Genomic DNA, 21048 nt, shown 5'->3' with positions numbered 1-21048 from the left:
AACCTTTTGCCCATGATGACGTAAATCAATAAGTGTTTGTCCTACACAGACGAGGAGGAAACCAGCATGAGCATCACAAATGGATCAAAACAAGAAAATAACAAGGCATGGCCAATGAGGCAACATGAGAAAGAAGACGCTTCTCTTGAGGCAGTGAAGAAACACCTCATGAAAGGACAAAAGTTAGATTTAACAAAAGACAATCCAAATGTAGATCAAATTCATATCGGACTTGGCTGGGACTTATCTGGTCAGCCAATTGATTTAGATACGCAAGTGTTTCTCTTAAATGAAGAGGACAAGCTTCTGTCTCCAAAACACCTGATCTATTATCATCAGCAGCAAAGCTTAGATGGAGCTGTTCGCCATCTAGGTGATCATCAGGTCGGCGGAGGCCATCGGGATAATGAGATCATCATTATGCAGCTGAGCAGAGTCTCACCCGATATTCAGAAAATCGTCGTAACAGCCACGATACATGATGCACACGAGCGGGCACATCATTTTGGACAGGTGAACAATGCCTACTTGCGCCTTTCCGATCAAATCACACAACAGGAGATTTGTACCTTTCAGTTAACAGAAGATTATTCATTTTTTACATCGATCATTTGTGCTGAACTAACGAGAGTTGAGAACGAATGGAAAATCACCGCAACCGGACAAGGTACGACCCTTGATTTAAACGACCTATGCCGCATCTACGGATTCACATCTTGACAAAGGAAAGGAGCTGGCACAAATGGGATTTCATTTCAACACAATCGAAGAACTGACCTTACAAGCAGAAGGCAACGGGATCTTTTTTGCCAAAAAAGGCGCTATGATTGCCGATCAAGGTACATTTCAATACCGTAAACGATTACTTGGGACGAATAAAGGGAATATGGTCAGCCAAGTATTTAATCATATTAGCAGAAAATTAACCGGTGAAAACCTTGAGATGATGGAAGTGAGTGGACAAGGCACTTGCTACTTGGCTGCTTCTAGCGAGCATGTGACCGTCATCAATCTTGAGCCGAACGGTCCTTGGCAACATGTTAGCGTGGAAAGTGAAGATTTACTTGCCTTTACTGAAGAATGTCACTATGGCGTGACACCGGTAGGCGTTGGGATTTTATCACAGAAAGGGCTATTTACTTCAAAGCTCTCGTATCAAGGTCACGGGGCGCAGGTTGCCATCAAAACAAATGGAAACCCGCTGATTTTAAAAGCACCTTGCCGTGTAGATCCTGACGCCATTGTCGCTTGGACGGGCAAAGCACCGAAAGTCAAATTAGATGTGAACTGGAAAACGTTCATTGGACAAACATCAGGCGAATCCTACTTGTTTGAATTTCATGAACAGGACCAAATTGTGATTATCCAGCCATCTGAACGAACATCTGGAATGCGGGTCGGGATAGATGATAACCGGTACAAACCCCAGAGTCAGAGTACCTCACACGAAATCACCAACTCACAGCAGGAAAATAGAGGCGGAATCAGTGATCTAATCGGCGGTATCTTACAGCCTCGAAAATAAAAGCATGTAGAATGTCTCTACATACTTTCAGATCGTTGACAAAAGGCTAAAATGAACTTTCTTTTAGCCTTTTGTCTTCTTTTCAGCGTGATAGAAAACCTTTGCAGTCTGGGAAAAACGAGTACTGGCGCGGAGCGAATTTGACATTCATGAGCACCTGACAAAGAATTCGAGGGTTTGTCTACATGCTTTTTCAATTCATCAGTCCATTGGTCTCAATAAAGTTCTTTGTCTCTTCGTTACCGAGATCATGAATCATCGAGTAAATTTCTTTTCTTTTCCTATCCATTTCGTCGTTTGGACTATCATAATGATATTCAAGAAATGGAACATGCGCCCGAAAGAAACCTTTCCAATCTGTCATATACTGTTCATCAAAATACTCTCTTAACTGCAAGATTTGGTCATCATCTGCTTCTATCTGAAATTGCCAAGCAGCCGCATCTCTGTGCTGTGAGATCGATCCGTCTTGAACGGATACATAGTATGTGTGTCTCGCCATCTGATTCATCCTTTTTCCTTTAGTATGACCAGATATGAAGAAATTACGGCTTTTTGCGCAATTTATTTTTAATCATGTCTAACACATCAATAAACAACTGTGGAATGGGAATTCCGAGGGCTTTGGCTGTTGAGACAATCTGGTACGATTCATAAATAATATAAAAGATGAGCGCTAAATCCTTAATTGTCCCCCCAGTCTTCAGCATGACATCGAAGAAGTGTGCCATGGATATTAAAGAAATCGTCACAACCTTTCGAACAAGCCGGGTCAAAAAACGCTTCATCGTAAGTTGTCCAGTCACAGATTCTCTTAGGCTTGAACAAATTAATTCAATAGCCATTAGTGTCACTAATATCATGAGTAAATATCCTGCTCCACCAAACAGAAAGCCCATTGCCGACAAACTGACTGTAAACAACGAAAAGATGCCTAAATCCTTGCTCACTTGGCATCAACATCCTTTCATAGTGGAACTTCTTACCTCAATAGTATATGCCGCATTTGATGAATAGCTTGGACGACAAAAAATAAAGGCATGGTCAGCTGCTCAAAAAACTCGTGAAGCGCATAAAAAGAGCCGCCTGTGACGGCGGCTTTCTTGGTTAAACTCTGACATCAATAAACGTAGCGTCTGAATCTTTGGGCTGAACAGCTTGAGGCTGCTGCTGCACTTGATCGAGCATCACCATGGCTTGGGCTGTGTTCGTGGCAAGCTGTGAATTCAATAAACTGATATTAAGTGTTTTTTGAATACTCGCCACTTGCTGGCTCATCATTCCTGCAATTGAGGACATCTTCTCCCCTCCCTTCCCTTTTCTCTTCGGCTAAAAGCCCCATCAATTCAATGGGCTGCCTGTCACAAATCCACAAAAAAAGAATGCCGATCTGTTTGATGATCGACATTCCTTTCACATTCGCTTATCCTAAGTATGCTTTGAGCATCCAGTTGTGTTTTTCAATGGATTGATGAATCGCAAGCAGCATATCACCTGTTGTTTCATCGCCAACTTCTGCAGCCAGCTCCATGCCTTGCTTAAGTTCTTCTGCAATATTAGAGAAATCATCATACAGATTTTTCACCATTTGCTCGGCTGATTCATTGCCTTCCGCTTCTTGAATGCTAGAAATTTCTAAGCACTCTTTCATTGTCGCAACAGGTTGTCCATTTAATGCGAGCATACGCTCAGCCAAATCATCGATATAAGTGGCTGTTTCTGTATATAATTCCTCGAATTTTTCATGGAGTGTAAAGAAGTCTTTTCCCTTTACATACCAGTGATAGTTATGTAATTTTACGTAAAGCACAGTCCAATCTGCTACTTGTTTATTGACGACGTTTAATAATTTTTCAGACATGTTGATTCCTCCTTATGTAGTTGCGTTTAGTATGGGATTACCCTTTTTTTATTATACTGAAACCTGCCATCATTTTCTTCTATTTTGACCGCATGAAATATATGTTAATATGGAAATAAGGAGGGAGTTAGATGCTGTTACTTGGGATTATCAGCTTTATCATTATCTCAATCGTTGTCTTTTTATCACTGTGGACGACATCAAAGGCTTATGATTACAAGCATAAAGTCGATTCACCACAGGATGCTGAACCAAACCAACGTCCTAACCCAAAATAAAACCGCTTTCAATGATGTGAGGTATCTTCTTCTTCAGTAGATGAACTCTCTTTTTTCACATCACCTACATGGATGTTTGTCTTCGGCATATTATGCTGCTGTTTAGCTGTCACATGGACTTGTATGATATAAAGGCCATCTTGTTTGAAAGCTGTATGCAATTCATATACACCTTTCTCCTTTTTCTTTGGCTGAATCATCTTGCTGTTATCCTTGTCGCCATCTTTCCACACTTCAAATTCAACATCATCTGCATCATCAACAGGCGTATCACCATATGTGACAGCTGCTTTTACGATAACGTTTTCATTTTTCTCCACTTGCTCCGGCCCTGTTAGTTTGACTTCTAATAACTCAGGCACTTCTCCCTTGTCATTGCTCGCTGCCGAGTTTCCACATGCACTAAGTAATGCGAGCATCAAAATGATTCCTACCATTTTCCGCATTCGTGTATCCCCCTTTTTTACTGACATGTCCATTTTAACAAATATCCCCTATTTTAACAGCTCCCGTTTCATTTCATGTAAAAAACCGGACATTCAATATGTCCGGTTCATCATCATCTTGCTAATTATCCAAATACTTTTAATAGCTCTTCTTGGTCCTGAGACAGCCAGAAACGCATTAAACGTTTTGCTCCTTCAAGATCATGAAGCTTCGCTTGACCGCACTGCTCTTCATTTGCAGCAGGAATTTCTGTTACCTCCACTGCATCTTTGAATGTTGCATCAAGCAGTTCAACGATCTCTCTTGGTGTCGGTGCACCGCTGACAACTAAATAGTAGCCAGTCTGGCAACCCATTGGAGAAATATCAATGATATCAAAATGATCGTATTTCTCTGAGTGTGTTCTAATATTAAACGCAAGTAAATGCTCTAATGTATGAATCGTATCAGGTTTCATTGCCTGCTTGTTCGGCTGACAAAAACGGATATCAAATTTGTTCACTTCCCCATCTGATCCCACTTTATGAACGCCGCAATGACGAACGTAAGGTGCTTTTACAGCATTATGGTCAAGTTCAAAGCTTTCAACTGAAGGCATTAATCACCACTCCTATAATTGCAATTTCCTATATTATAACATATTGCTCCGACCAGTTTAGTTTATAAAACTTCCCTTCCTTGTCCTTTTTTCTTATACTGTGAAAAGACAGACAAGGAGGAACCTCTATGAAACAAATTTTTATCGGCATCATTCGCTTTTATCAAAAATGCATTTCCCCTCTGACACCGCCGAGCTGCAGGTTTTATCCCACCTGTTCAAACTATGGGCTAGAGGCGATCAAAACGCATGGCGCTTTAAAAGGCGGCTGGCTCACAATCAAGCGAATTTTAAAATGTCACCCGCTGCATCCTGGAGGCATGGATCCAGTCCCACCTAAAAAGGAAAAATAACTTACTTTTCTTCATAACCGTTGACAACTAAGTCAAGCTTACCTGTCCCAGGATCAATCACTAGACCATGCACAGGCACATCAGATGGAAGAAGCGGATGATTTTTAACGACAGACACACTGTCCTTCACGCTATCTTCAACTGAGCTAAAGCTTTTGAGCCACTGTTGAAAATCGATTCCTGAGTATTCCAGTACTTCAATTCGTTTTTCGGGAATACCGCGCTCAACGGCTTTATTTAATAGGGTTTGGCTGTCTATTTTACTCATCCCGCAATCGTGGTGCCCGATCACATAAACTTCGTCAGCATTCAATTCATAAACAGCCACTAAAATGCTTCGCATAATACTTCCAAATGGGTGAGAAACAAGAGCGCCAGCACTTTTGACAATTTTAATATCGCCATTTTTCATGTTCATGGCGCGCGGAAGCAGTTCAACAAGTCTTGTATCCATACATGATAGAATGACAGCTTTTTTCTGTGGAAACTTCGTTGTTGTAAACTCTTCATATCGCTTCTCTTCGCAAAATTGTTGATTGTACTCGATGATTTCGTCTAAAAGTTTCATAAGTTTGTCCATTCCTTTTTCTTTTTTTAAAAATAAATATAGCACAATGTTTTAAATTTCGTCACGTTTTGACGTCTATTTTTTTAGAGGAAACATCTTCTGATGAAAATTTTTTATTTTCCTCTTTTCAAATCGTAATTATTACGATACAATAACTCAGGACATTAAATCGTAATCATTTCTATCTAATAGGTTGAGAGGAGACATTCTTAGATGAAAAAAATCTTTTTTATTTTAACAGCTGCTTTATTAGCGGTCGGTCTTGCCGCTTGCTCAAGCAGTGCGGGGACAAATGCTTCAAAAGGAAAAGCAGACGGGAAATTAACCATTTACACGACGATCTTCCCTATTCAAGATTTCACTGAAAAAATTGGCGGCTCTCACGTAAATGCTCAAAGTGTGTACCCTGCCAATGCAGATGCACACAGCTTTGAACCAAGTTCAAAAACGATGGTTGAAATGGCTGAAGGAGATGCTTTTATTTACAGCGGAACAGGTGCTGAAGCATTTGCTGATAAAACGGCTTCTACGTTAAAAGACCAAGGCGTGAAAACAGTGAAAGCAGCCGAAGGCATCAAGCTATTATCAACACAAGAAGAACATGCTCATGAAGAAGGTGAGGACCATGATCACGATCATGAAGGTGAAGATCATGACCATGATGGACACGACCACGGAGATAAAGATCCCCATGCATGGCTAGACCCTGTTTATGCACAGCAAATGGCAAAAAACATTAAAGACACACTTGTTTCACTAGATCCAGATCATAAAGACGAATACACAAAAAACTATGAATCACTAAAAAAAGAATTACAATCGTTAGATCAGGAATTCAAAACAACGTTATCTAAAGCAAAACATAAAGAAATTCTTGTTTCTCACGCAGCATACGGCTACTGGGAAAAGCGCTATGGCATTGAGCAAATCAGTGTACTAGGACTCTCTGCTTCTGAAGAGCCTTCCCAAAAACAGCTTGAAAATATCGTACAACAGGCAGAAAAGCATCACATCAAGTATGTCATTTTTGAAAATAACGTCAGCAGTAAAGTATCAGATACGATTCGCAGTGAAATTGGGGCAAAAAGCCTTACACTGAAAAATCTAGAATCCATTACAGAAGATGATGCTAAAAATGGCGAAAGCTATGTCAGCTTAATGAAACAAAATTTAAACACATTAAAAACAGCTTTAAATGTTGAATGAATTCATGAACCCCGTGCGATCAGCCGGGGTTTTTTACTGCACAAAAAAACACACCATGATCAGGTGTGTTTCTTTGGTTACATTTGATATTTTTTCTTAAACTGCTCCGCTCTGCCGCCTTTTTCTCCGAATTTCTGGCGTCCTGTATAAAATGGATGCGTATCAGAGCTTGTCTCTACTTTAATGACAGGATAAGTCTTCCCATCTTCCCACTCTACGGTCTCATGTGATGTCTTTGTTGATCTACTTAAGAAGCGGTAACCGCTGTTTACGTCCATAAATACAACTTCATGTGAGGTTGGATGAATATCTCTTTTCAATGTCAAAACTCCCTTCATCATTAAAACGTAACGATTACGTTTTATAATTATATTCTACTCCCTCTTTTACAACTTGTCAAAAAACAAGCTTTCTTAGTCAGGAAGAATAATCTAAAAATGGTGGAGAATAATAAACACCATAAAAAGAGATGCGATAAGAAAGGCGGAGAAAAAATTGACTGATCTCGTTTTAGCTAGAAGTCTGTTCGGCACAACAATGGGCTTCCATATTATTTATGCCTCGCTTGGCGTAGGCATCCCGCTAATGATTTTGTTAGCTGAACTCATCTTTCAAAAAACGAAGGACCCGCATTATGCCATCATGGCCAAACGATGGACAAAAGCGCAGGCTGTTCTGTTAGGGGTCGCCATTCCAACCGGTACCATTGCTGGTACGCAGCTTGCCCTTCTATGGCCTGGTTTTATGGAGGTCATCGGAAAGGTCATGTCACTGCCATTTCAAATAGAAATTTATGCTTTCTTTATTGAAGCATTATTTATGTCTATTTATGTGTACGCAGCAGATCGTTTATCACCAGCCATGCGCATCATTACCGTTATTTTCGTTGTCATTGGTGCAGCAGCTTCAGCGATTCTCATTACAAACGTACATGCTTTTGAAGGAACACCCGCTGGCTTTCAAATGGTCAATGGAGAAATAACGAATATCGAACCTTGGAAGGCCTTTTTCAATCCAAGTTTTGTTGTCACTGCTACACATGTAGTACTGTCTGCTTTTACAACAGGCGCTTTTGTCATTGCTTCTGTCGCTGCATTTAAAATGTTGAAAACAAGAAAAAACGAAAAGCTCTATACCTTTCATCGAAAAGCCCTTTTTCTTGGACTGATTGTAGGCGGACTTTTCTCTTTTCTCACAGCCTTAAACGGTCACGAATCAGCTCAGCTTCTGTATGAATATCAGCCTGAAAAATTAGCGGGTGCTGAAGGTTTATTTGAAACGCAATCGCATGCGCCTCTTGCCATTGGCGGTTTTACTGATGCCAATACGCAAGAAATCAAAGGAGCTATCGAAATCCCTTGGGCGCTTAGTTTTCTTGCAGGAAATAGCTTTGATACTGTGGTTAAAGGGTTAAATGATTTTCCTAGGGACGAGTGGCCGCCTTTATTTATTCACACATTATTTAATGGAATGGTCATTATCGGCTCATTGCTCATTTTCTTTGCTGTGTTAGCACTGTTTTACCGCAAAATTTTAAAACGCGATCATTATCCAAAATGGCTGCTTGTCCTTTATTTATTTGGCGGGCCCCTTAGTCTCTTGGCGATTGAATTTGGCTGGATCTTTGCCTGTACAGGCCGTCAGCCATGGGTGATTTATCGAATGCTCAAAACCTCTGAAGTCGTCACATCATCAGGATCTATCGGTACACTTTTCATCCTTTTTGCCATTGTCTATCTCATTTTAGGCATCGCAACTGTGATTGTACTGACGTACTACTTTAGAAAACATTCAATTGAAGAAGACTTACGGTTAACAGAATCTTAAAAAGGGAGCGATCTTGATGCAAATGGATGTAACAACTGATGCACTCATTGCAATCACCATCTTATGGGGATTCGTGTTTATCTATGCAGTGATGGCATCAATGGATTTCGGTGCAGGATTTTGGTCAATGATTTACATGAACAAAGAGCAGACAAAGGCCGCAAATATCGCAAATAAGTATCTTTCTCCAACTTGGGAAGTAACTAACGTGTTCATTGTAGCCATCGTCGTTGCCTTGTTTAGCCTGTTTCCAGGTGCAACATTTGTGCTAGGCACTGTTCTATTAATACCCGGAAGCATTATTTTGTTGCTTCTTGCACTGCGAAGCGGATTTCTCGTCTTCTCTCATTCACTGCCTAAAAAATATAGAAAAGCCGTTACATATATTTCAGGAATTAGCGGCTTTATTATTCCGTCCATTCTCATCATGGTTCTCCCCATTACACATGGTGGATTCATCTTTCAGGAGAATAATGTCTACTCATTAGATTTAGGATTGGTCTTTACAAGTGCAAACGTCTATTCTTTCGTAGGTTTTGCGATTTTCAGTACCCTTTTTCTCTCATCTTTGCTTTTAGCTGATTTTTCTAATGTTGCAAACGAAGATGAGGCTTATAACATTTATAGAAGAGGAGCACTGATTACGGGTCCACTTTCTCTCATGATGGCTTTCTTTATCATGCTCACACTGAGAAGTGAGGCCAATTGGCTGTTCACAAAAATGATGCAGAACATCCCGATCCTTCTTGTTTCTCTACTCATGTTTTTGCTTGCAGGTTTGGCTCTATTTTTACCAAACAGTCGCTTTAAACATCGGAAAGGGAGACCACGTTTAGCTGTTATCGCCATTACAATTCAATATTTCTTAGCAAGCTATGTGTATGGACATGCGCATTTGCCCTATATGGCCTATCCTGATATTACCATCATGTCTGGGTTTACAGATCCCGTCACATTTAGGGCATTATTTATTACGTATATTGTAGGGTTTATCATCCTATTCCCTGGGTTCTACTTCTTCTGGAAATTGTTTATGAAAGATAAGCGTTATATTCGTCAGGAAGATTAACATGAATGAACGCCCCTTACTTCGGTTACATTATAGATGAAAGACATACTCAAAAGGAGGTCATCTGTATGAGTCAAAAAATCCTTTGTGAAGTAAACAACTGTTCCTACTGGAATGCTGGAAATCGTTGTGGTGCAGATGCAATTTATGTCGTCAGCCATACAGGAAATACGGCTGAGAAAAGTGAAGAAACTGACTGTAAAACGTTTAAACCTCAAGACCTTTAAGTCTCATTAAAGGAGGCGCTTCGCTTTGAAAAACGATCGGCTTGCTCAAACGTTTCTTGAAGAAATTCAGGACGCGGACGAGGCTGCATTTTATCAAGCAGCTCACTCCTTTTTAAATCTTTGGGATTATGAATACGGACATGTTTCCGACATGCCCAATGACATGCATCAGTATATTGGACAGCTTGCTTACGACAGCGGGCTTGTAGAAGAGTAAGAAAGAGCGGATGACCGCTCTTTCTTTTTGTTCAGACAGGAAGGAAAAACTTTCCTCAACTATACAGTGGTTCTATTGATGGTGCAAATGGCGATTCATTCGTTTTCATTTCACAAAATCATGTTTTGTAAACACATCAATTTTATCTGAGAAAGAACGAAGCGCTTGATAATCAACTTCTACGCCCATACCTGGAGAACGAGGCACCTCAATAAACCCATTTTCAACTTTGATTTCAGGAAAAATGATATCCTGCTCCCAATATTTCGACGATGCTGAAATATCCCCAGGAATCGTAAATTGCGGAAGTGATGCAAGTGCCACGTTTTGCGCGCGAGAAATGCCTGTTTCAATCATTCCCCCGCACCATAACGGAATCTGCTGCTCCTTGCAGAACGCATGAATCTTAAGAGCTTCAGTCAGCCCTCCAACTCGTGAAGGCTTCACATTAATAATCTGACAGCTTCCAAGTTCTACAGCTTTTCTCGCATCATCTAAAGAACAAATACTTTCATCCAAACAGATTGGTGTTTTTAAATGCTTTTGCAAATGCCGATGATCGACAATGTCATCTGCAGCTAAAGGCTGTTCAATCATTAATAAACGAATATCGTCGAGCTGCTTCAGTTTGCTAATATCCTTTAATTCATACGCAGAGTTTGCATCCGCCATTAACGGAAGGTGAGGGAAAGACTCTCTTATCTTTTGTAGAAGTCCAATATCTTGTCCAGGCTTAATCTTCACTTTCACACGCTGATAGCCTTGATCAACAAACTGCTCGATTTGCTGAATCATATTATCTATTGGTCCTAACCCCGCAACGACACCAGATGGAATTCTATCTCTAGTACCGCCTAAGACGTCACGTAAGGACTTATTTTCTCGCTTCGCATAAATATCCCACACAGCTGCCTCAATTCCCGCTTTGGCCATTCTATTGCCTTTAAAATGGTACAAGCTGTCTGGTATGTCCGAAGGATGTGTAAAAGATCGGGTCAGCACGTTCGGGATAAAGAAAGCCCTCAGCATGTGATAGCAGGTCTCGATGGTTTCTTCTGTATACCACGGAGAAGAGAAGGCAGATACCTCTCCCCATCCAGTTAATCCTGTTTGATCTTTGACCTCGACAATAATAAACTCACGCTCTGAAATGGTCCCAAGGCTCGTTGTAAACGGCTGTTTGAGTTTCATCGTGACATGATATAAGATCACACGTTCAATTTGAATCATCTAAAAACCCCTTTGATTTGAGTCTGTGCCTCTGCAATTTATTCGACGCATTCCTTGGCAGCTCATCCACAAAGTGAAAAGCGGCGGGCCATTTATACTTGGCTAATTGCGACTGACATAAAGCATAGAGCTCATTCTCCGGAATCTGCTCATCTGTCACAAGGAAGGCAGCAGGTACCTCTCCCCATTTTTTATCATACATACCCGTCACTCCGGCTTCCTTTACATTTGGATGTGTTAAAAGAACTGCTTCAATTTCTGCTGGATAAATATTTTCTCCGCCAGAAATAATTAAGTCTGACCGCCGATCAAGCACAAATAAGAATCCGTCCTCATCTACATAGCCAATATCACCCGTTTTCAGCCAGCCATGCTCAAATGCAGCAGCTGTTGCCTCTTGACGATGAAGGTAGCCTTTCATGACATTTGCACCTTTTACCATGATTTCACCATGCTCAAAAGGACGACACGGACGGTCCTCATCTTGAATCTTTAATTCACACCCAAAAAGGGGTTTTCCCGCTGATCCAAGCTTTTCCACACTAAATTCTGGCGCAAGTGTCACAATTTGCGAGCAGGTCTCTGTCATACCATACGATTGAAACACAGGAAATCCTTTCTCCTTACTCTCTTGAAGCATCGCATAAGGCGCAGGGCCTCCGCCTAACAGCAGGCAACGCAAAGATGACGGACACTCTTCAAGTCCACTTAATAAATGGGACAGCATGGTTTGAACAACTGACAACATCGTCACTCGATGCTGTTCAATAGCATTCTTGACTTCATCGACATCAAACTTTTGATGAAGCACGACAGTCATACCGTATATGACAGATTTAAATATAGCGGATAAACCGCTTATATGAAAAAGAGGCAAGGCAATGAGCCAGCGGTCGTCCTCCCTGATCCCTAAATTCAATGCCGAGGAAACAGCACTATGAAAATGATTGCCAAACGTTTGCTCCACCCCTTTAGGGCGTCCTGTCGTTCCAGATGTATACATAATCGTCGCCGTCTCATTTAAATCAATATCATGTACGACCTTCTTTTCCATATCATGATCTGCATCAGGTAAAGTCTCTATTGTATAAACAGGTAAATCACCATGATGCTCATTTGCATATGCAGGCTCTGTTAATAAAGCCATGACTTTCGCATCTTCCAGCTGAAAACGTCTCTCTGCTTTTGTTAACTTATTGTTCAATAACACAATCTTGAAGCCTAATAAAAAACAAGCGTGAACAAGCATGACCATGTGAGGATGGTTGTTCATTAAAATCGCAACCGTATCCCCTTTTTTAAAAGATGCACGTGTCAGTCGATTCGCAAGTTTGTCTACATCATTCGCTAAATCACGAAATGTCCACTCTTTGTCTTGATAAATGAGTGCGACCCGGTCTGGCGTTAAATACGCACGGTGCAGCAGCCAATTCGGTTGCTTCATCATGACACCTCCTTTTCATAAAAGAAAACAGCTCAGTCTGATGCACTAAGCTGTTTTCATCCATATCATTGAATCAAGGGAAACGAGGGAACTGACCGAAGTCTGGCTTCCGTTTTTCCTTAAAGGAATCGCGTCCTTCTTTTGCTTCATCTGTTGTGTAATAAAGAAGGGTCGCATCTCCTGCAAATTGCTGAATACCAGCTAATCCATCTGTGTCAGCATTAAATGCAGCTTTCAAGAATCGTAAAGCAGTCGGGCTCTTTTCTAGCATGTCCTCACACCACTTCACTGTTTCTTCTTCCAGCTGCTCTAATGGTACAACTGTGTTGACAAGTCCCATATCAAGCGCTTCTTGTGCATTGTATTGACGGCATAAGTACCAGATTTCTCTTGCTTTCTTATGGCCCACAATACGTGCAAGATAGCCAGATCCATAACCAGCATCAAAGCTGCCCACTTTTGGTCCAGTTTGTCCAAAAATCGCATTGTCTGCTGCAATCGTGAGGTCACACACGACATGAAGCACATGCCCGCCGCCAATCGCATAGCCCGCAACCATCGCAATAACTGGTTTTGGAATGACACGAATTAAACGCTGTAAGTCTAGGACGTTTAGACGTGGAATTTGATCGTCTCCTACATAGCCGCCATGCCCGCGTACTTTTTGGTCTCCACCAGAACAGAATGCTTTACCTCCAGCACCTGCAAGGACAATGACACCAACTTCTGAATTGTCACGAGCACGTGAGAATGCATCAATTAATTCACTTACGGTCTTTGGTGTAAAAGCATTATGTACGTGCGGACGGTTAATGGTGATTTTTGCAATCCCATTATATGTTTCATATAAAATTTCGTCATACTGACGCTCAGTTTGCCATTCAATAGCCATCAATATTTCCTCCTCTAATCTTGCGATAAAATAAACTCACTTACTATTTTACCAAAAAAATGTGGTTGTTCCACATGAACTGTATGCCCGGCATGCTCTGCTACTGTGAATTGACTGTATTCAAGCGCCTGCTGCATACGTTTGGCGATGTGACAAAACTTTTTATCAAGTGTTCCGCAAATGAGTAAAACAGGCTGTTTTATCTGCTTTAATGCTTGCCACATAGACGGCTGTGAACCGGTTCCTATACCTTCTAAGCTGCGAGCCAGCCCGTTAGGATCGGCTTTTAGCCTTCCCTCTCTCAGTTGCGTTAGCCTGTCCGCTGGCAAGGATTTCTGCGAAGCAAACAGTGGAATGTTCTCCCAAAAATCCACAAACTGCGCTAATCCTTCATGTCTGATCTTTTGAGCTAGCTGATGATCATGATTCAGCCTCTCCATCCGCTCTTTAAAAGAGTTCAGCCCTGGAGATGTACTCTCAAGAATCAGTTTGTTTACACGTTCTGGATAACGGGAGGCAAATGATAAAGCAATACGCCCTCCCATAGAATATCCGAGAATGTTCACTTTGTGAAGCTTTAATTGATCTAAAATCTCAGCAAGATCTGCCAGCTGTTGGGACATTGCATATCTTCTTATACTCTTTGGTGAGTCTGTGCGACCATGTCCAAGCAAGCTGACCTGAATCAATCTCGTATGTTTTTCTGTATAAGTATTCAAAAAAGCCCAAGAAGCTGCACTCCCTGTAAAGCCATGTAAACATAACGTGGCATTTTCAGCAGATGGGTTATGGTCTATCACCTCATACGCCACACCATCGTGCATTCGTATTATGAGTGAAGGCATTCTTTTTTCACTTCCCTCAATATCTCGTCCATCATTTGGCGATGTTTGCCCACGCGAGAATGCCGGTCAGTTTCAATCTCAATTAAATGAAGCCCTGGTTCTTGGATATGCGCCAAGTACACATCTTTTAACTCTTCTTTCGTTGTTGGCTTCGAATAGGTTCCCCCATATAGCTTTGATGCATACTCAAAATTCAACCCAGTCGGCGTACCAAAGAGCTTTTCATAATACGGTTCATCGGATGCCTGCGGAAGGAAAGAAAAGATTCCTCCACCATCATTGTTTAACAATACAACCGTGAGCGGAATGTCCATTAGCTTAGCTGCAAGAAGACCGTTCATATCATGGTAAAAAGATAAATCGCCGATGACTAAAGTGATGGGTTGTTTCAAGGCTGCATATGTTCCAAGAGCTGTGGACACAACACCATCAATACCATTTGTTCCGCGATTCCCCATCATCCGAAACGGTTTTGACTGCGTTTCAAAAAAGGTATCGACATCTCGAATAGGCATACTATTTCCGATAAAGAGCACACTCTCTTTTGGCAAAAGGTGCTGCAGCTGACGATACACATTTCCCTCAAATGTCAGGTCCTCATCATTGTATTGATTTACATGCATTCTAAAAGAAGAATTGACACTCTGCCAGCGTCGTAAATAAGATGTATCCTGACGCTTTTCCGCTCTCATCAAGACTTCTTCTACAAAAGAGGCTGCATGACTTTCAATCATGTATGATGCGCTTAAACCAGGATCTCGATAACCACCCGCAGCATCGACGACAATCTGCTTCACTTCCGCATGCTTTTCTAGCCACTTAAATAAAGGCTTAGACACAGGCATCGGTCCAAAACGAATGACCATTTCAGGCAAGAGATGCTGCTGCAATGCCTCATCTTTTAACAAAGAATCGTATGCATCTATGATGTATTCTTCACTTTCATGTCCATTTCGCAAAAGAGAAAGCGGGTCAGCTAAAATTGGCAGATGCAAAGCTTTTGCAAGACGTAACACTGACGCCTGCTCTTCCGGCGAGTGAAGTTCACCAGCAACAATGATTCCTTTTGCCGCTTTGTTCATGATAGACACTAATTCTGACATAACCCGATCATCCGGACGAGCTTGACCTGCTGCTAAAACTTTATTCGCAGCTCCTTCTTCTCTATCAAAAGGATCAATAGACAAGTCAGGAAGCAATGGTTCTCTCAGCGGCACATTCACCTGAACTGGTCCCTTTGGCTCCTGCATAGACACATGACTTGCCCTAGCAGCAGTAGTTTGGACATACCGCAGCATCGTTTGGCTTTCTTCTGGCAAGGCTAAGTCTGTGAACCATTTAACAAACTTGCCGAATAAGAATTGCTGATCAATCGCTTGAGGTGCCCCAACCTCCCTCAATTCGTGCGGCCGATCAGCAGTTAAAACAATCAATGGTACTCGGGAATAATGTGCCTCGACAACAGCTGGGTAAAAGTTAGCTGCTGCCGTACCTGATGTACAAATGAGTAGCACTGGTGTTTGGCTCGCTTTCGCAAGACCCAGTGCATAAAAAGCAGCAGACCGTTCATCCACTAACACATGGACATTGATTTCTTGATGAGCAAGAGCGAGCATCGCAAGCGGTGTTGAACGGGATCCAGGACAAACAACTGCCTCATTCACACCACTTTGCACAAATTCATCCATTAATCTGCCAATATATCTTGTCATGATTTGATTATTCAATAGGACGACCTCCAAGAGCAGACAGCATTGGTCTTAATTTCACTTGCGTTTCTTCATACTCTTGTTTTGCAAGGGAATCCTCTACAATTCCACATCCAGCAAACAAACGAACTTGGTCTTCCTCAATAAGACCTGATCGAATGGCGACAGCAAATTCTCCATTGTCCTTAGAATCAATCCATCCCACTGGCGCCGCATACCAACCACGTTTCAACGGTTCGATTTCACGAATCACCTCTACCGCTTTTTCCTTAGGATATCCTCCAAGCGCTGGTGTTGGATGAAGCTGTTCAATTAATGAAAAGAGTGAACAGCTGCTTTTAATTTCTCCCACAATGGGTGTAAATAAATGCTGAATGTTTTTCGTTTTATAAAGACTTGGTTGATTTGGCTTATGCACATGATGGCAGTTTGCTTCAAATGCCTGCTCAATCATATTCACGACAATTTGATGTTCAATCAAATTTTTCTCATCATGAAGCAGTTCCTCACCTAGTGCCTGATCTTCTACTTCATCTTGACCACGTACAATGGAACCTGCCAAACACGATGAAAACACTTCACCACCGCTTTTTTTCACTAAACGTTCAGGCGTCGCCCCGACAAATGCTTGTCTTCCCTGCTCTATAGCAAATACATAACTCGTTGTTTGATGTTTTAGTAATTCTGCTAATAGTGGAGCGAGTTCTATTTGATTTTTATAGTGAAGCAAGACTTCTCTTGCTAAAACAACCTTTTCATATTCGTTCACACGAATGTGTTCTGTCGCTTCATGGATTGCTTTCATCCATTCCTGGACATCTAACTCTTCCATATGAACAAGCTCAGCTTGTCCATGATTTCTGACAGGCAATGCATCAAAATTAGAAGCTTTCTGTTCTAACTCTTGAATGAGCTGATGAACATTCCCGTCCACCTCGTTCCATTCATTGATCGTTAGAAACGTGCCTTCTTTTGAAACAGTCAGCATCATCGATGGCACAAAAAAATGAGCCTCGCCAAATGCTTCCCAGTGACGCGCCTTTTCTTCGTATGGATCAAATGAAAATCCTCCAAATAAAAGCGGACCAACTGCCGCTTGCTTTAACTCCTTCTCATCATGAAAATGGAACATATGCTGTTTCAGCTGCTCCCATTCTTGATGGACGATATTGAATCGTTCTTTGCCTTGCTCTGATGATTTAATCACGGCCGCTCTGCCAAGTCCAGAAAATATCATTTGGCTTTCTGGATCAGACCAAAAAAACCGCTCTCCTAAAAAATCCGCTTCGCCGCTTTGGAAAAAGGCAAGAGGATCCAGATCGTCAACTCTTCTGGAGTAGCTTATCAAAACAGCATGGTTGACGTTATTCGCTTCTTCTAATGTCGCAAGCGCTTCCTGCCGGAAAGTACTTTGCACTGTTGTCACCATGATACATTCCTCCAAAATCCATGAAATAACATATAAAAATAAAACCATCATGTAAAAAAATACATGAACATTCGAGTATGTCGAATGACCTGCTTTTCTATTATAAACCTTAACAGATGAACTTAGTAAAGAAAACAGCTTTTAAAACCTCGAATCCTTATTATATCACGCTTTCAAGATTTTTTCGCTCCCGCTTATTGAAATGAGAACATCTCTTAAAAAATGGTAAGACCTGTTCGAAGATCAAGCTTTCTCTCTATATGGGAACGATTAGCAAACATCTTTTTCTTGTTTCATCGCATCAATATATTGACACCTTTTTGAACTTTGCTAAACTGGAATTTGGACGTGTACGTATTTTTTTATTTAAAGGAGTATATTTTATGCAGCATCAATCGATATCAGATCAGCTTTCACCAATTAAGCCTGATAAGAACTGGCGGATTTGGTGGAATTTACTACGACCGCATACATTAACAGCGGCATTTATTCCCGTTACTTTAGGAACTGTCCTAGCACTTCCGAGTGGTCAAATACATGTTGGGCTATTTTTAGCTATGCTATTTGCATCGATGTTTATCCAAATTGCAACAAACATGTTTAATGAGTACTTTGATTATGTTCGCGGATTGGACAATGAGAAATCTGTCGGTATCGGCGGAGCGATCGTGAGAAACGGTGTAAAACCAAAAACAGTTTTAGGCCTCGCTTATGCCTTATTCGCGCTTTCTTTATTACTTGGGATCTATATTTGCATGATGTCTAGCTGGTGGATTGCACTCATAGGACTAATTTGTATGGCAGCAGGCTATTTTTATACCGGTGGCCCTGTACCAATTGCTTATACACCATTTGGAGAACTTGTATCAGGTGCTTTTATGGGACTAGGCATCATTTTAATTAGTTTCTATATCCAAACAGGAACATTGACATCAAAAGCTGTGCTCATTTCATTACCCATCTCTATTTTAGTTGGTGCCATCTTACTGTCGAACAATATCCGTGATTTAGACGGTGATAAAGAGAATGGACGAAAGACACTTGCTATCCTAGCTGGACGTAAAGCGGCAGTCAACATCCTACTTTCCATGTTTGTGATCTCATATGTACTCATTTTTATTTATATCTTTATGGATATCGTGGGTCTTTGGAGTCTTCTTGTCTTACTCAGTGTGCCAAAAGCTTATACAGCCATTAAAGAATTTAAGCAAAAAGAAAAACCAATTGAATTAATGAATGCCATGAAGTCGACAGCACAAACCAATACGTTTTTTGGTTTCCTGTTAACGATCGCATTGATCTTACAATACTATCTCGCATAACACGAAACGCCTGCAGCCGCAGGCGTTTTTTATTGAAGAATTGCTTCAAATTGGCACAAGTCTTACATAAAAATTTGCTCATACTAACAATATGTTTGATATGAAAGGGTGATCGCTTTGTTGTCTAAAAACGAATTACATCAGTTGAAGCAGCGACTTCTCGATGAAAAACAAGAAATTGAAGCCAAAAGCCATGACGATGAACAGAAAGTATCATTTCCTTATGATTCAGTGGGCGAACTGTCAGCCTATGATAACCACCCTGGCGACCAAGGAACAGAACTATTCGAACGCGGAAAAGACATTGCCTTAAACAGTTTGGAACATGAGCACCTGTCCGATATCAATGAAGCACTCCAAGCAATGGCAGACGGCTCTTATGGTTTGTGTAAAGTGTGTAAAGCCCCTATTCCTAAAGAGCGCTTAGAAGCCCTTCCCACCGCTGTCACATGCACAGAGCATTCCAAAGAACAGACTGTTTCACAAAACCGTCCCATTGAAGAGGACTTATTAAGTCCGCCCTCAGGGCAATTTGAAAATGAAGAAAGTGCTGCATATGATGGCGAAGATGCCTACCAAGATGTAGAACGCTATGGAAACTCTGATACCCCATCCGATATGGAATTTCCTCCATTGACTTACGATGATGTGTATACACAATCAGAAGATGAAGATTATGTGGAAGACTACGAAGGATTTGCAGCTGCTGATATTGAAGGTAAAGCAAGCAAGGTCTATCCAAATAAAGCACACGAAGCTTATGAAGAAGCATTAGATGAAGAAGGTGTCATGACGGTGTTTGGTGACTTGAAGCCGTACGAAGAAGAACCTTATACTAAAAAAAATCATTAGTCCCCACATATTGGGGGCTTGATGTTTATATCATGTAATAATTGGGAAATAAGTTGAAGAGTGAATTGATTGGGAGGAGATTTCTGAATGGCTAAAAAAAGTATCATTTGGGCGGTTATCGTCTTCTTTATTACATACGCATTATTTTCTATTGCAGGGTTCCTGTTCCCTATCGACAGAGTATGGTATGACGCACTAAATAAACCTGAATGGACACCTAGTGGTGGTGTCATCGGTGCGGTCTGGGCTGTCTTATTCGCCCTCATTTCGTTATCTGCCGCCATCATTTATGCAAAGTATGGTTTTCAAAAAATCACATTACCATTTTGGATTCTTTTTCTTCTAAATTATGTATTCAATCAAGCCTTTAGCTTTTTTCAATTTACACAAAAAGATTTATTTGCAGCTACGATCGACTGCCTGCTTGTAGCACTAACAGCACTTGCGCTTGTCATCGTCTCACGTAAACTAAGCAATGTTGTCCCAATTTTATTGATTCCTTATGTTTTATGGGGATTCTTTGCGACATACTTGTCTTATACGATCTATTCCATGAATATGTAAAAAAAGACCGCTATGATGGCGGTCTTTCATTTTGCAGAAAATAAAAAAGAGATCTTTATTAGACCTCTTTAAAAAATGACCCGTACGGGATTCGAACCCGTGTTACCGCCGTGAAAGGGCGGTGTCTTAACCGCTTGACCAACGGGCCAGAAAAATGGCGGAGAAGGAGGGATTTGAACCCTCGCGCCGCTTGCGCGACCTACACCCTTAGCAGGGGCGCCTCTTCAGCCACTTGAGTACTTCTCCATTTGGCTCCGCAGGTAGGATTCGAACCTACGACCGATCGGTTAACAGCCGATAGCTCTACCACTGAGCTACTGCGGAAAGTCATGGTGGGCCTGAGTGGACTCGAACCACCGACCTCACGCTTATCAGGCGTGCGCTCTAACCAGCTGAGCTACAGGCCCATGAACGATATGCAAATGGAGCGGGTGATGGGAATCGAACCCACGACATCAGCTTGGAAGGCTGAGGTTTTACCACTAAACTACACCCGCAAAAATATGTATGGGGCGATTGATGGGAATCGAACCCACGAGTGCCAGAGCCACAATCTGGTGCGTTAACCACTTCGCCACAACCGCC

At 41.4% G+C, this 21048-nt stretch carries 26 protein-coding genes and 6 tRNA genes; 12 read left to right on the top strand and 20 right to left on the bottom strand.

Going from position 1 to position 21048, the window contains the following annotated elements:
- Positions 1–66 precede the first annotated feature (66 nt).
- A complete protein-coding gene (locus ACTJJQ_RS10600) occupies positions 67–720 on the top strand; it encodes a TerD family protein (protein ID WP_440600191.1) in 654 nt (217 codons plus the stop codon).
- Positions 721–742: 22 nt separating this feature from the next.
- Positions 743–1525, top strand: coding sequence for an AIM24 family protein (locus tag ACTJJQ_RS10595; RefSeq protein WP_440600190.1), 783 nt, complete (start codon positions 743–745; stop codon positions 1523–1525).
- Between the two features lie 193 nt (positions 1526–1718).
- Here ACTJJQ_RS10595 and ACTJJQ_RS10590 read toward each other — a convergent pair whose 3' ends face one another.
- From ACTJJQ_RS10590 to ACTJJQ_RS10575, 4 genes are all read right to left on the bottom strand, one after another.
- A complete protein-coding gene (locus ACTJJQ_RS10590) occupies positions 1719–2027 on the bottom strand; it encodes a hypothetical protein (protein WP_008342945.1) in 309 nt (102 codons plus the stop codon).
- Between the two features lie 43 nt (positions 2028–2070).
- Complete coding sequence (locus ACTJJQ_RS10585) at positions 2071–2475, bottom strand: phage holin family protein (protein ID WP_058213939.1); 405 nt, start codon at positions 2473–2475, stop codon at positions 2071–2073.
- Positions 2476–2632: 157 nt separating this feature from the next.
- Entirely contained in the window at positions 2633–2824 is a 192-nt protein-coding gene (locus tag ACTJJQ_RS10580; RefSeq protein WP_008342942.1) for a hypothetical protein, read from the bottom strand.
- 124 nt (positions 2825–2948) lie between these two features.
- Positions 2949–3386 (bottom strand): Dps family protein, encoded by a 438-nt coding sequence (locus ACTJJQ_RS10575; RefSeq protein ID WP_025207844.1) that lies wholly within the window; start codon positions 3384–3386, stop codon positions 2949–2951.
- Positions 3387–3517: 131 nt separating this feature from the next.
- Here ACTJJQ_RS10575 and ytzI point away from each other — a divergent pair, with 131 nt between their 5' ends.
- On the top strand, positions 3518–3664 hold the full coding sequence (gene ytzI, locus ACTJJQ_RS10570; protein WP_017358370.1) for a YtzI protein: 147 nt from the start codon (positions 3518–3520) through the stop codon (positions 3662–3664).
- 8 nt (positions 3665–3672) lie between these two features.
- Here ytzI and ACTJJQ_RS10565 read toward each other — a convergent pair whose 3' ends face one another.
- Together ACTJJQ_RS10565 and ACTJJQ_RS10560 are read right to left on the bottom strand one after the other, a co-directional pair.
- The gene (locus tag ACTJJQ_RS10565; RefSeq protein ID WP_008342936.1) at positions 3673–4110 is read right to left on the bottom strand and encodes a FixH family protein; all 438 of its coding nucleotides are present in this window, start codon (positions 4108–4110) and stop codon (positions 3673–3675) included.
- 125 nt (positions 4111–4235) lie between these two features.
- Complete coding sequence (locus tag ACTJJQ_RS10560) at positions 4236–4709, bottom strand: S-ribosylhomocysteine lyase (RefSeq protein ID WP_008342935.1); 474 nt, start codon at positions 4707–4709, stop codon at positions 4236–4238.
- A 128-nt stretch (positions 4710–4837) separates the two neighbouring features.
- On the opposite strand from ACTJJQ_RS10560, the gene yidD reads away from it, so the two are divergent.
- On the top strand, positions 4838–5062 hold the full coding sequence (gene yidD / locus ACTJJQ_RS10555; protein WP_008342933.1) for a membrane protein insertion efficiency factor YidD: 225 nt from the start codon (positions 4838–4840) through the stop codon (positions 5060–5062).
- Between the two features lies 1 nt (position 5063).
- Here yidD and ACTJJQ_RS10550 read toward each other — a convergent pair whose 3' ends face one another.
- On the bottom strand, positions 5064–5630 hold the full coding sequence (locus ACTJJQ_RS10550) for a beta-class carbonic anhydrase (protein ID WP_019743673.1): 567 nt from the start codon (positions 5628–5630) through the stop codon (positions 5064–5066).
- Between the two features lie 213 nt (positions 5631–5843).
- Here ACTJJQ_RS10550 and ACTJJQ_RS10545 point away from each other — a divergent pair, with 213 nt between their 5' ends.
- Entirely contained in the window at positions 5844–6836 is a 993-nt protein-coding gene (locus ACTJJQ_RS10545; RefSeq protein WP_025207846.1) for a metal ABC transporter solute-binding protein, Zn/Mn family, read from the top strand.
- Between the two features lie 77 nt (positions 6837–6913).
- On the opposite strand, the gene ACTJJQ_RS10540 is transcribed toward ACTJJQ_RS10545, so the two are convergent.
- Positions 6914–7156: a type B 50S ribosomal protein L31 gene (locus ACTJJQ_RS10540; protein ID WP_017358374.1), complete on the bottom strand. Its 243-nt coding sequence runs from the start codon at positions 7154–7156 to the stop codon at positions 6914–6916.
- Positions 7157–7331: 175 nt separating this feature from the next.
- On the opposite strand from ACTJJQ_RS10540, the gene ACTJJQ_RS10535 reads away from it, so the two are divergent.
- From ACTJJQ_RS10535 to ACTJJQ_RS10520, 4 genes are all read left to right on the top strand, one after another.
- Positions 7332–8663 carry a cytochrome ubiquinol oxidase subunit I gene (locus ACTJJQ_RS10535; protein WP_017358375.1) on the top strand — a complete coding sequence of 444 codons (1332 nt, stop codon included), beginning with the start codon at positions 7332–7334 and terminating at the stop codon, positions 8661–8663.
- 22 nt (positions 8664–8685) lie between these two features.
- Positions 8686–9732, top strand: a complete 1047-nt coding sequence (locus ACTJJQ_RS10530; RefSeq protein WP_169476099.1) for a cytochrome d ubiquinol oxidase subunit II — start codon at positions 8686–8688, stop codon at positions 9730–9732.
- A 68-nt stretch (positions 9733–9800) separates the two neighbouring features.
- Positions 9801–9959: a DUF1540 domain-containing protein gene (locus ACTJJQ_RS10525; RefSeq protein WP_008360682.1), complete on the top strand. Its 159-nt coding sequence runs from the start codon at positions 9801–9803 to the stop codon at positions 9957–9959.
- Between the two features lie 25 nt (positions 9960–9984).
- Positions 9985–10176 (top strand): hypothetical protein, encoded by a 192-nt coding sequence (locus ACTJJQ_RS10520; RefSeq protein ID WP_017358376.1) that lies wholly within the window; start codon positions 9985–9987, stop codon positions 10174–10176.
- Between the two features lie 105 nt (positions 10177–10281).
- Here ACTJJQ_RS10520 and menC read toward each other — a convergent pair whose 3' ends face one another.
- The 6 genes from menC to ACTJJQ_RS10490 all read right to left on the bottom strand — a co-directional run bounded on the left by menC (position 10282) and on the right by ACTJJQ_RS10490 (position 17725).
- Positions 10282–11406: an o-succinylbenzoate synthase gene (menC, locus tag ACTJJQ_RS10515; RefSeq protein ID WP_349924998.1), complete on the bottom strand. Its 1125-nt coding sequence runs from the start codon at positions 11404–11406 to the stop codon at positions 10282–10284.
- Positions 11393–12853, bottom strand: coding sequence for an o-succinylbenzoate--CoA ligase (locus ACTJJQ_RS10510; protein ID WP_440600189.1), 1461 nt, complete (start codon positions 12851–12853; stop codon positions 11393–11395). Before ACTJJQ_RS10510 ends, menC begins: the two co-directional genes overlap by 14 nt.
- Before the next feature lie 70 nt (positions 12854–12923).
- Positions 12924–13742, bottom strand: a complete 819-nt coding sequence (gene menB, locus ACTJJQ_RS10505) for a 1,4-dihydroxy-2-naphthoyl-CoA synthase (protein WP_039168312.1) — start codon at positions 13740–13742, stop codon at positions 12924–12926.
- 14 nt (positions 13743–13756) lie between these two features.
- On the bottom strand, positions 13757–14587 hold the full coding sequence (gene menH, locus ACTJJQ_RS10500) for a 2-succinyl-6-hydroxy-2,4-cyclohexadiene-1-carboxylate synthase (RefSeq protein ID WP_047945221.1): 831 nt from the start codon (positions 14585–14587) through the stop codon (positions 13757–13759).
- Entirely contained in the window at positions 14572–16314 is a 1743-nt protein-coding gene (gene menD, locus ACTJJQ_RS10495; RefSeq protein ID WP_440600188.1) for a 2-succinyl-5-enolpyruvyl-6-hydroxy-3-cyclohexene-1-carboxylic-acid synthase, read from the bottom strand. Before menD ends, menH begins: the two co-directional genes overlap by 16 nt.
- Positions 16307–17725: an isochorismate synthase gene (locus tag ACTJJQ_RS10490; RefSeq protein ID WP_017358381.1), complete on the bottom strand. Its 1419-nt coding sequence runs from the start codon at positions 17723–17725 to the stop codon at positions 16307–16309. Before ACTJJQ_RS10490 ends, menD begins: the two co-directional genes overlap by 8 nt.
- Before the next feature lie 383 nt (positions 17726–18108).
- On the opposite strand from ACTJJQ_RS10490, the gene ACTJJQ_RS10485 reads away from it, so the two are divergent.
- The 3 genes from ACTJJQ_RS10485 (at position 18109) to ACTJJQ_RS10475 (ending at position 20463) form a co-directional block, all read left to right on the top strand.
- On the top strand, positions 18109–19047 hold the full coding sequence (locus ACTJJQ_RS10485) for a 1,4-dihydroxy-2-naphthoate polyprenyltransferase (RefSeq protein ID WP_242730966.1): 939 nt from the start codon (positions 18109–18111) through the stop codon (positions 19045–19047).
- Between the two features lie 117 nt (positions 19048–19164).
- Positions 19165–19899 carry a TraR/DksA C4-type zinc finger protein gene (locus tag ACTJJQ_RS10480; RefSeq protein ID WP_017367914.1) on the top strand — a complete coding sequence of 245 codons (735 nt, stop codon included), beginning with the start codon at positions 19165–19167 and terminating at the stop codon, positions 19897–19899.
- An 87-nt stretch (positions 19900–19986) separates the two neighbouring features.
- Positions 19987–20463 (top strand): TspO/MBR family protein, encoded by a 477-nt coding sequence (locus ACTJJQ_RS10475; protein ID WP_041093344.1) that lies wholly within the window; start codon positions 19987–19989, stop codon positions 20461–20463.
- A 76-nt stretch (positions 20464–20539) separates the two neighbouring features.
- On the opposite strand, the gene ACTJJQ_RS10470 is transcribed toward ACTJJQ_RS10475, so the two are convergent.
- From ACTJJQ_RS10470 to ACTJJQ_RS10445, 6 genes are all read right to left on the bottom strand, one after another.
- Positions 20540–20611 (bottom strand) — tRNA-Glu (locus ACTJJQ_RS10470).
- A gap of 7 nt (positions 20612–20618) precedes the next feature.
- A tRNA-Ser gene (locus ACTJJQ_RS10465) sits at positions 20619–20709 on the bottom strand.
- Between the two features lie 3 nt (positions 20710–20712).
- Positions 20713–20787: transfer RNA gene (locus ACTJJQ_RS10460), tRNA-Asn, on the bottom strand.
- 6 nt (positions 20788–20793) lie between these two features.
- Positions 20794–20870: transfer RNA gene (locus tag ACTJJQ_RS10455), tRNA-Ile, on the bottom strand.
- 16 nt (positions 20871–20886) lie between these two features.
- Positions 20887–20960 (bottom strand) — tRNA-Gly (locus tag ACTJJQ_RS10450).
- A gap of 11 nt (positions 20961–20971) precedes the next feature.
- A tRNA-His gene (locus ACTJJQ_RS10445) sits at positions 20972–21047 on the bottom strand.
- Between the last annotated feature and the right edge of the window lies 1 nt (position 21048).

This window comes from Bacillus sp. 22483, from assembly GCF_052044605.1.
GTDB classification, from domain to species: Bacteria; Bacillota; Bacilli; order Bacillales; family Bacillaceae; genus Bacillus; species Bacillus altitudinis.
Note: the sequence above shows the minus strand (reverse complement) of the source record. Positions and strands in the feature narration are given on the sequence as shown.

Excerpts from the sequence above, each read along its gene's own strand:
- ACTJJQ_RS10600 (WP_440600191.1), top strand. The coding sequence starts at position 67 with ATGAGCATCACAAATGGATCAAAACAAGAAAATAACAAGGCATGGCCA.
- ACTJJQ_RS10595 (WP_440600190.1), top strand. The coding sequence starts at position 743 with ATGGGATTTCATTTCAACACAATCGAAGAACTGACCTTACAAGCAGAA.
- ACTJJQ_RS10590 (WP_008342945.1), bottom strand. The coding sequence starts at position 2,027 with ATGGCGAGACACACATACTATGTATCCGTTCAAGACGGATCGATCTCA.
- ACTJJQ_RS10580 (WP_008342942.1), bottom strand. The coding sequence starts at position 2,824 with ATGTCCTCAATTGCAGGAATGATGAGCCAGCAAGTGGCGAGTATTCAA.
- ACTJJQ_RS10575 (WP_025207844.1), bottom strand. The coding sequence starts at position 3,386 with ATGTCTGAAAAATTATTAAACGTCGTCAATAAACAAGTAGCAGATTGG.
- ytzI (WP_017358370.1), top strand. The coding sequence starts at position 3,518 with ATGCTGTTACTTGGGATTATCAGCTTTATCATTATCTCAATCGTTGTC.
- ACTJJQ_RS10565 (WP_008342936.1), bottom strand. The coding sequence starts at position 4,110 with ATGCGGAAAATGGTAGGAATCATTTTGATGCTCGCATTACTTAGTGCA.
- ACTJJQ_RS10560 (WP_008342935.1), bottom strand. The coding sequence starts at position 4,709 with ATGCCTTCAGTTGAAAGCTTTGAACTTGACCATAATGCTGTAAAAGCA.
- yidD (WP_008342933.1), top strand. The coding sequence starts at position 4,838 with ATGAAACAAATTTTTATCGGCATCATTCGCTTTTATCAAAAATGCATT.
- ACTJJQ_RS10550 (WP_019743673.1), bottom strand. The coding sequence starts at position 5,630 with ATGAAACTTTTAGACGAAATCATCGAGTACAATCAACAATTTTGCGAA.
- ACTJJQ_RS10545 (WP_025207846.1), top strand. The coding sequence starts at position 5,844 with ATGAAAAAAATCTTTTTTATTTTAACAGCTGCTTTATTAGCGGTCGGT.
- ACTJJQ_RS10530 (WP_169476099.1), top strand. The coding sequence starts at position 8,686 with ATGGATGTAACAACTGATGCACTCATTGCAATCACCATCTTATGGGGA.
- ACTJJQ_RS10525 (WP_008360682.1), top strand. The coding sequence starts at position 9,801 with ATGAGTCAAAAAATCCTTTGTGAAGTAAACAACTGTTCCTACTGGAAT.
- menC (WP_349924998.1), bottom strand. The coding sequence starts at position 11,406 with ATGATTCAAATTGAACGTGTGATCTTATATCATGTCACGATGAAACTC.
- ACTJJQ_RS10510 (WP_440600189.1), bottom strand. The coding sequence starts at position 12,853 with ATGATGAAGCAACCGAATTGGCTGCTGCACCGTGCGTATTTAACGCCA.
- menB (WP_039168312.1), bottom strand. The coding sequence starts at position 13,742 with ATGGCTATTGAATGGCAAACTGAGCGTCAGTATGACGAAATTTTATAT.
- menH (WP_047945221.1), bottom strand. The coding sequence starts at position 14,587 with ATGCCTTCACTCATAATACGAATGCACGATGGTGTGGCGTATGAGGTG.
- ACTJJQ_RS10490 (WP_017358381.1), bottom strand. The coding sequence starts at position 17,725 with ATGGTGACAACAGTGCAAAGTACTTTCCGGCAGGAAGCGCTTGCGACA.
- ACTJJQ_RS10485 (WP_242730966.1), top strand. The coding sequence starts at position 18,109 with ATGCAGCATCAATCGATATCAGATCAGCTTTCACCAATTAAGCCTGAT.
- ACTJJQ_RS10475 (WP_041093344.1), top strand. The coding sequence starts at position 19,987 with ATGGCTAAAAAAAGTATCATTTGGGCGGTTATCGTCTTCTTTATTACA.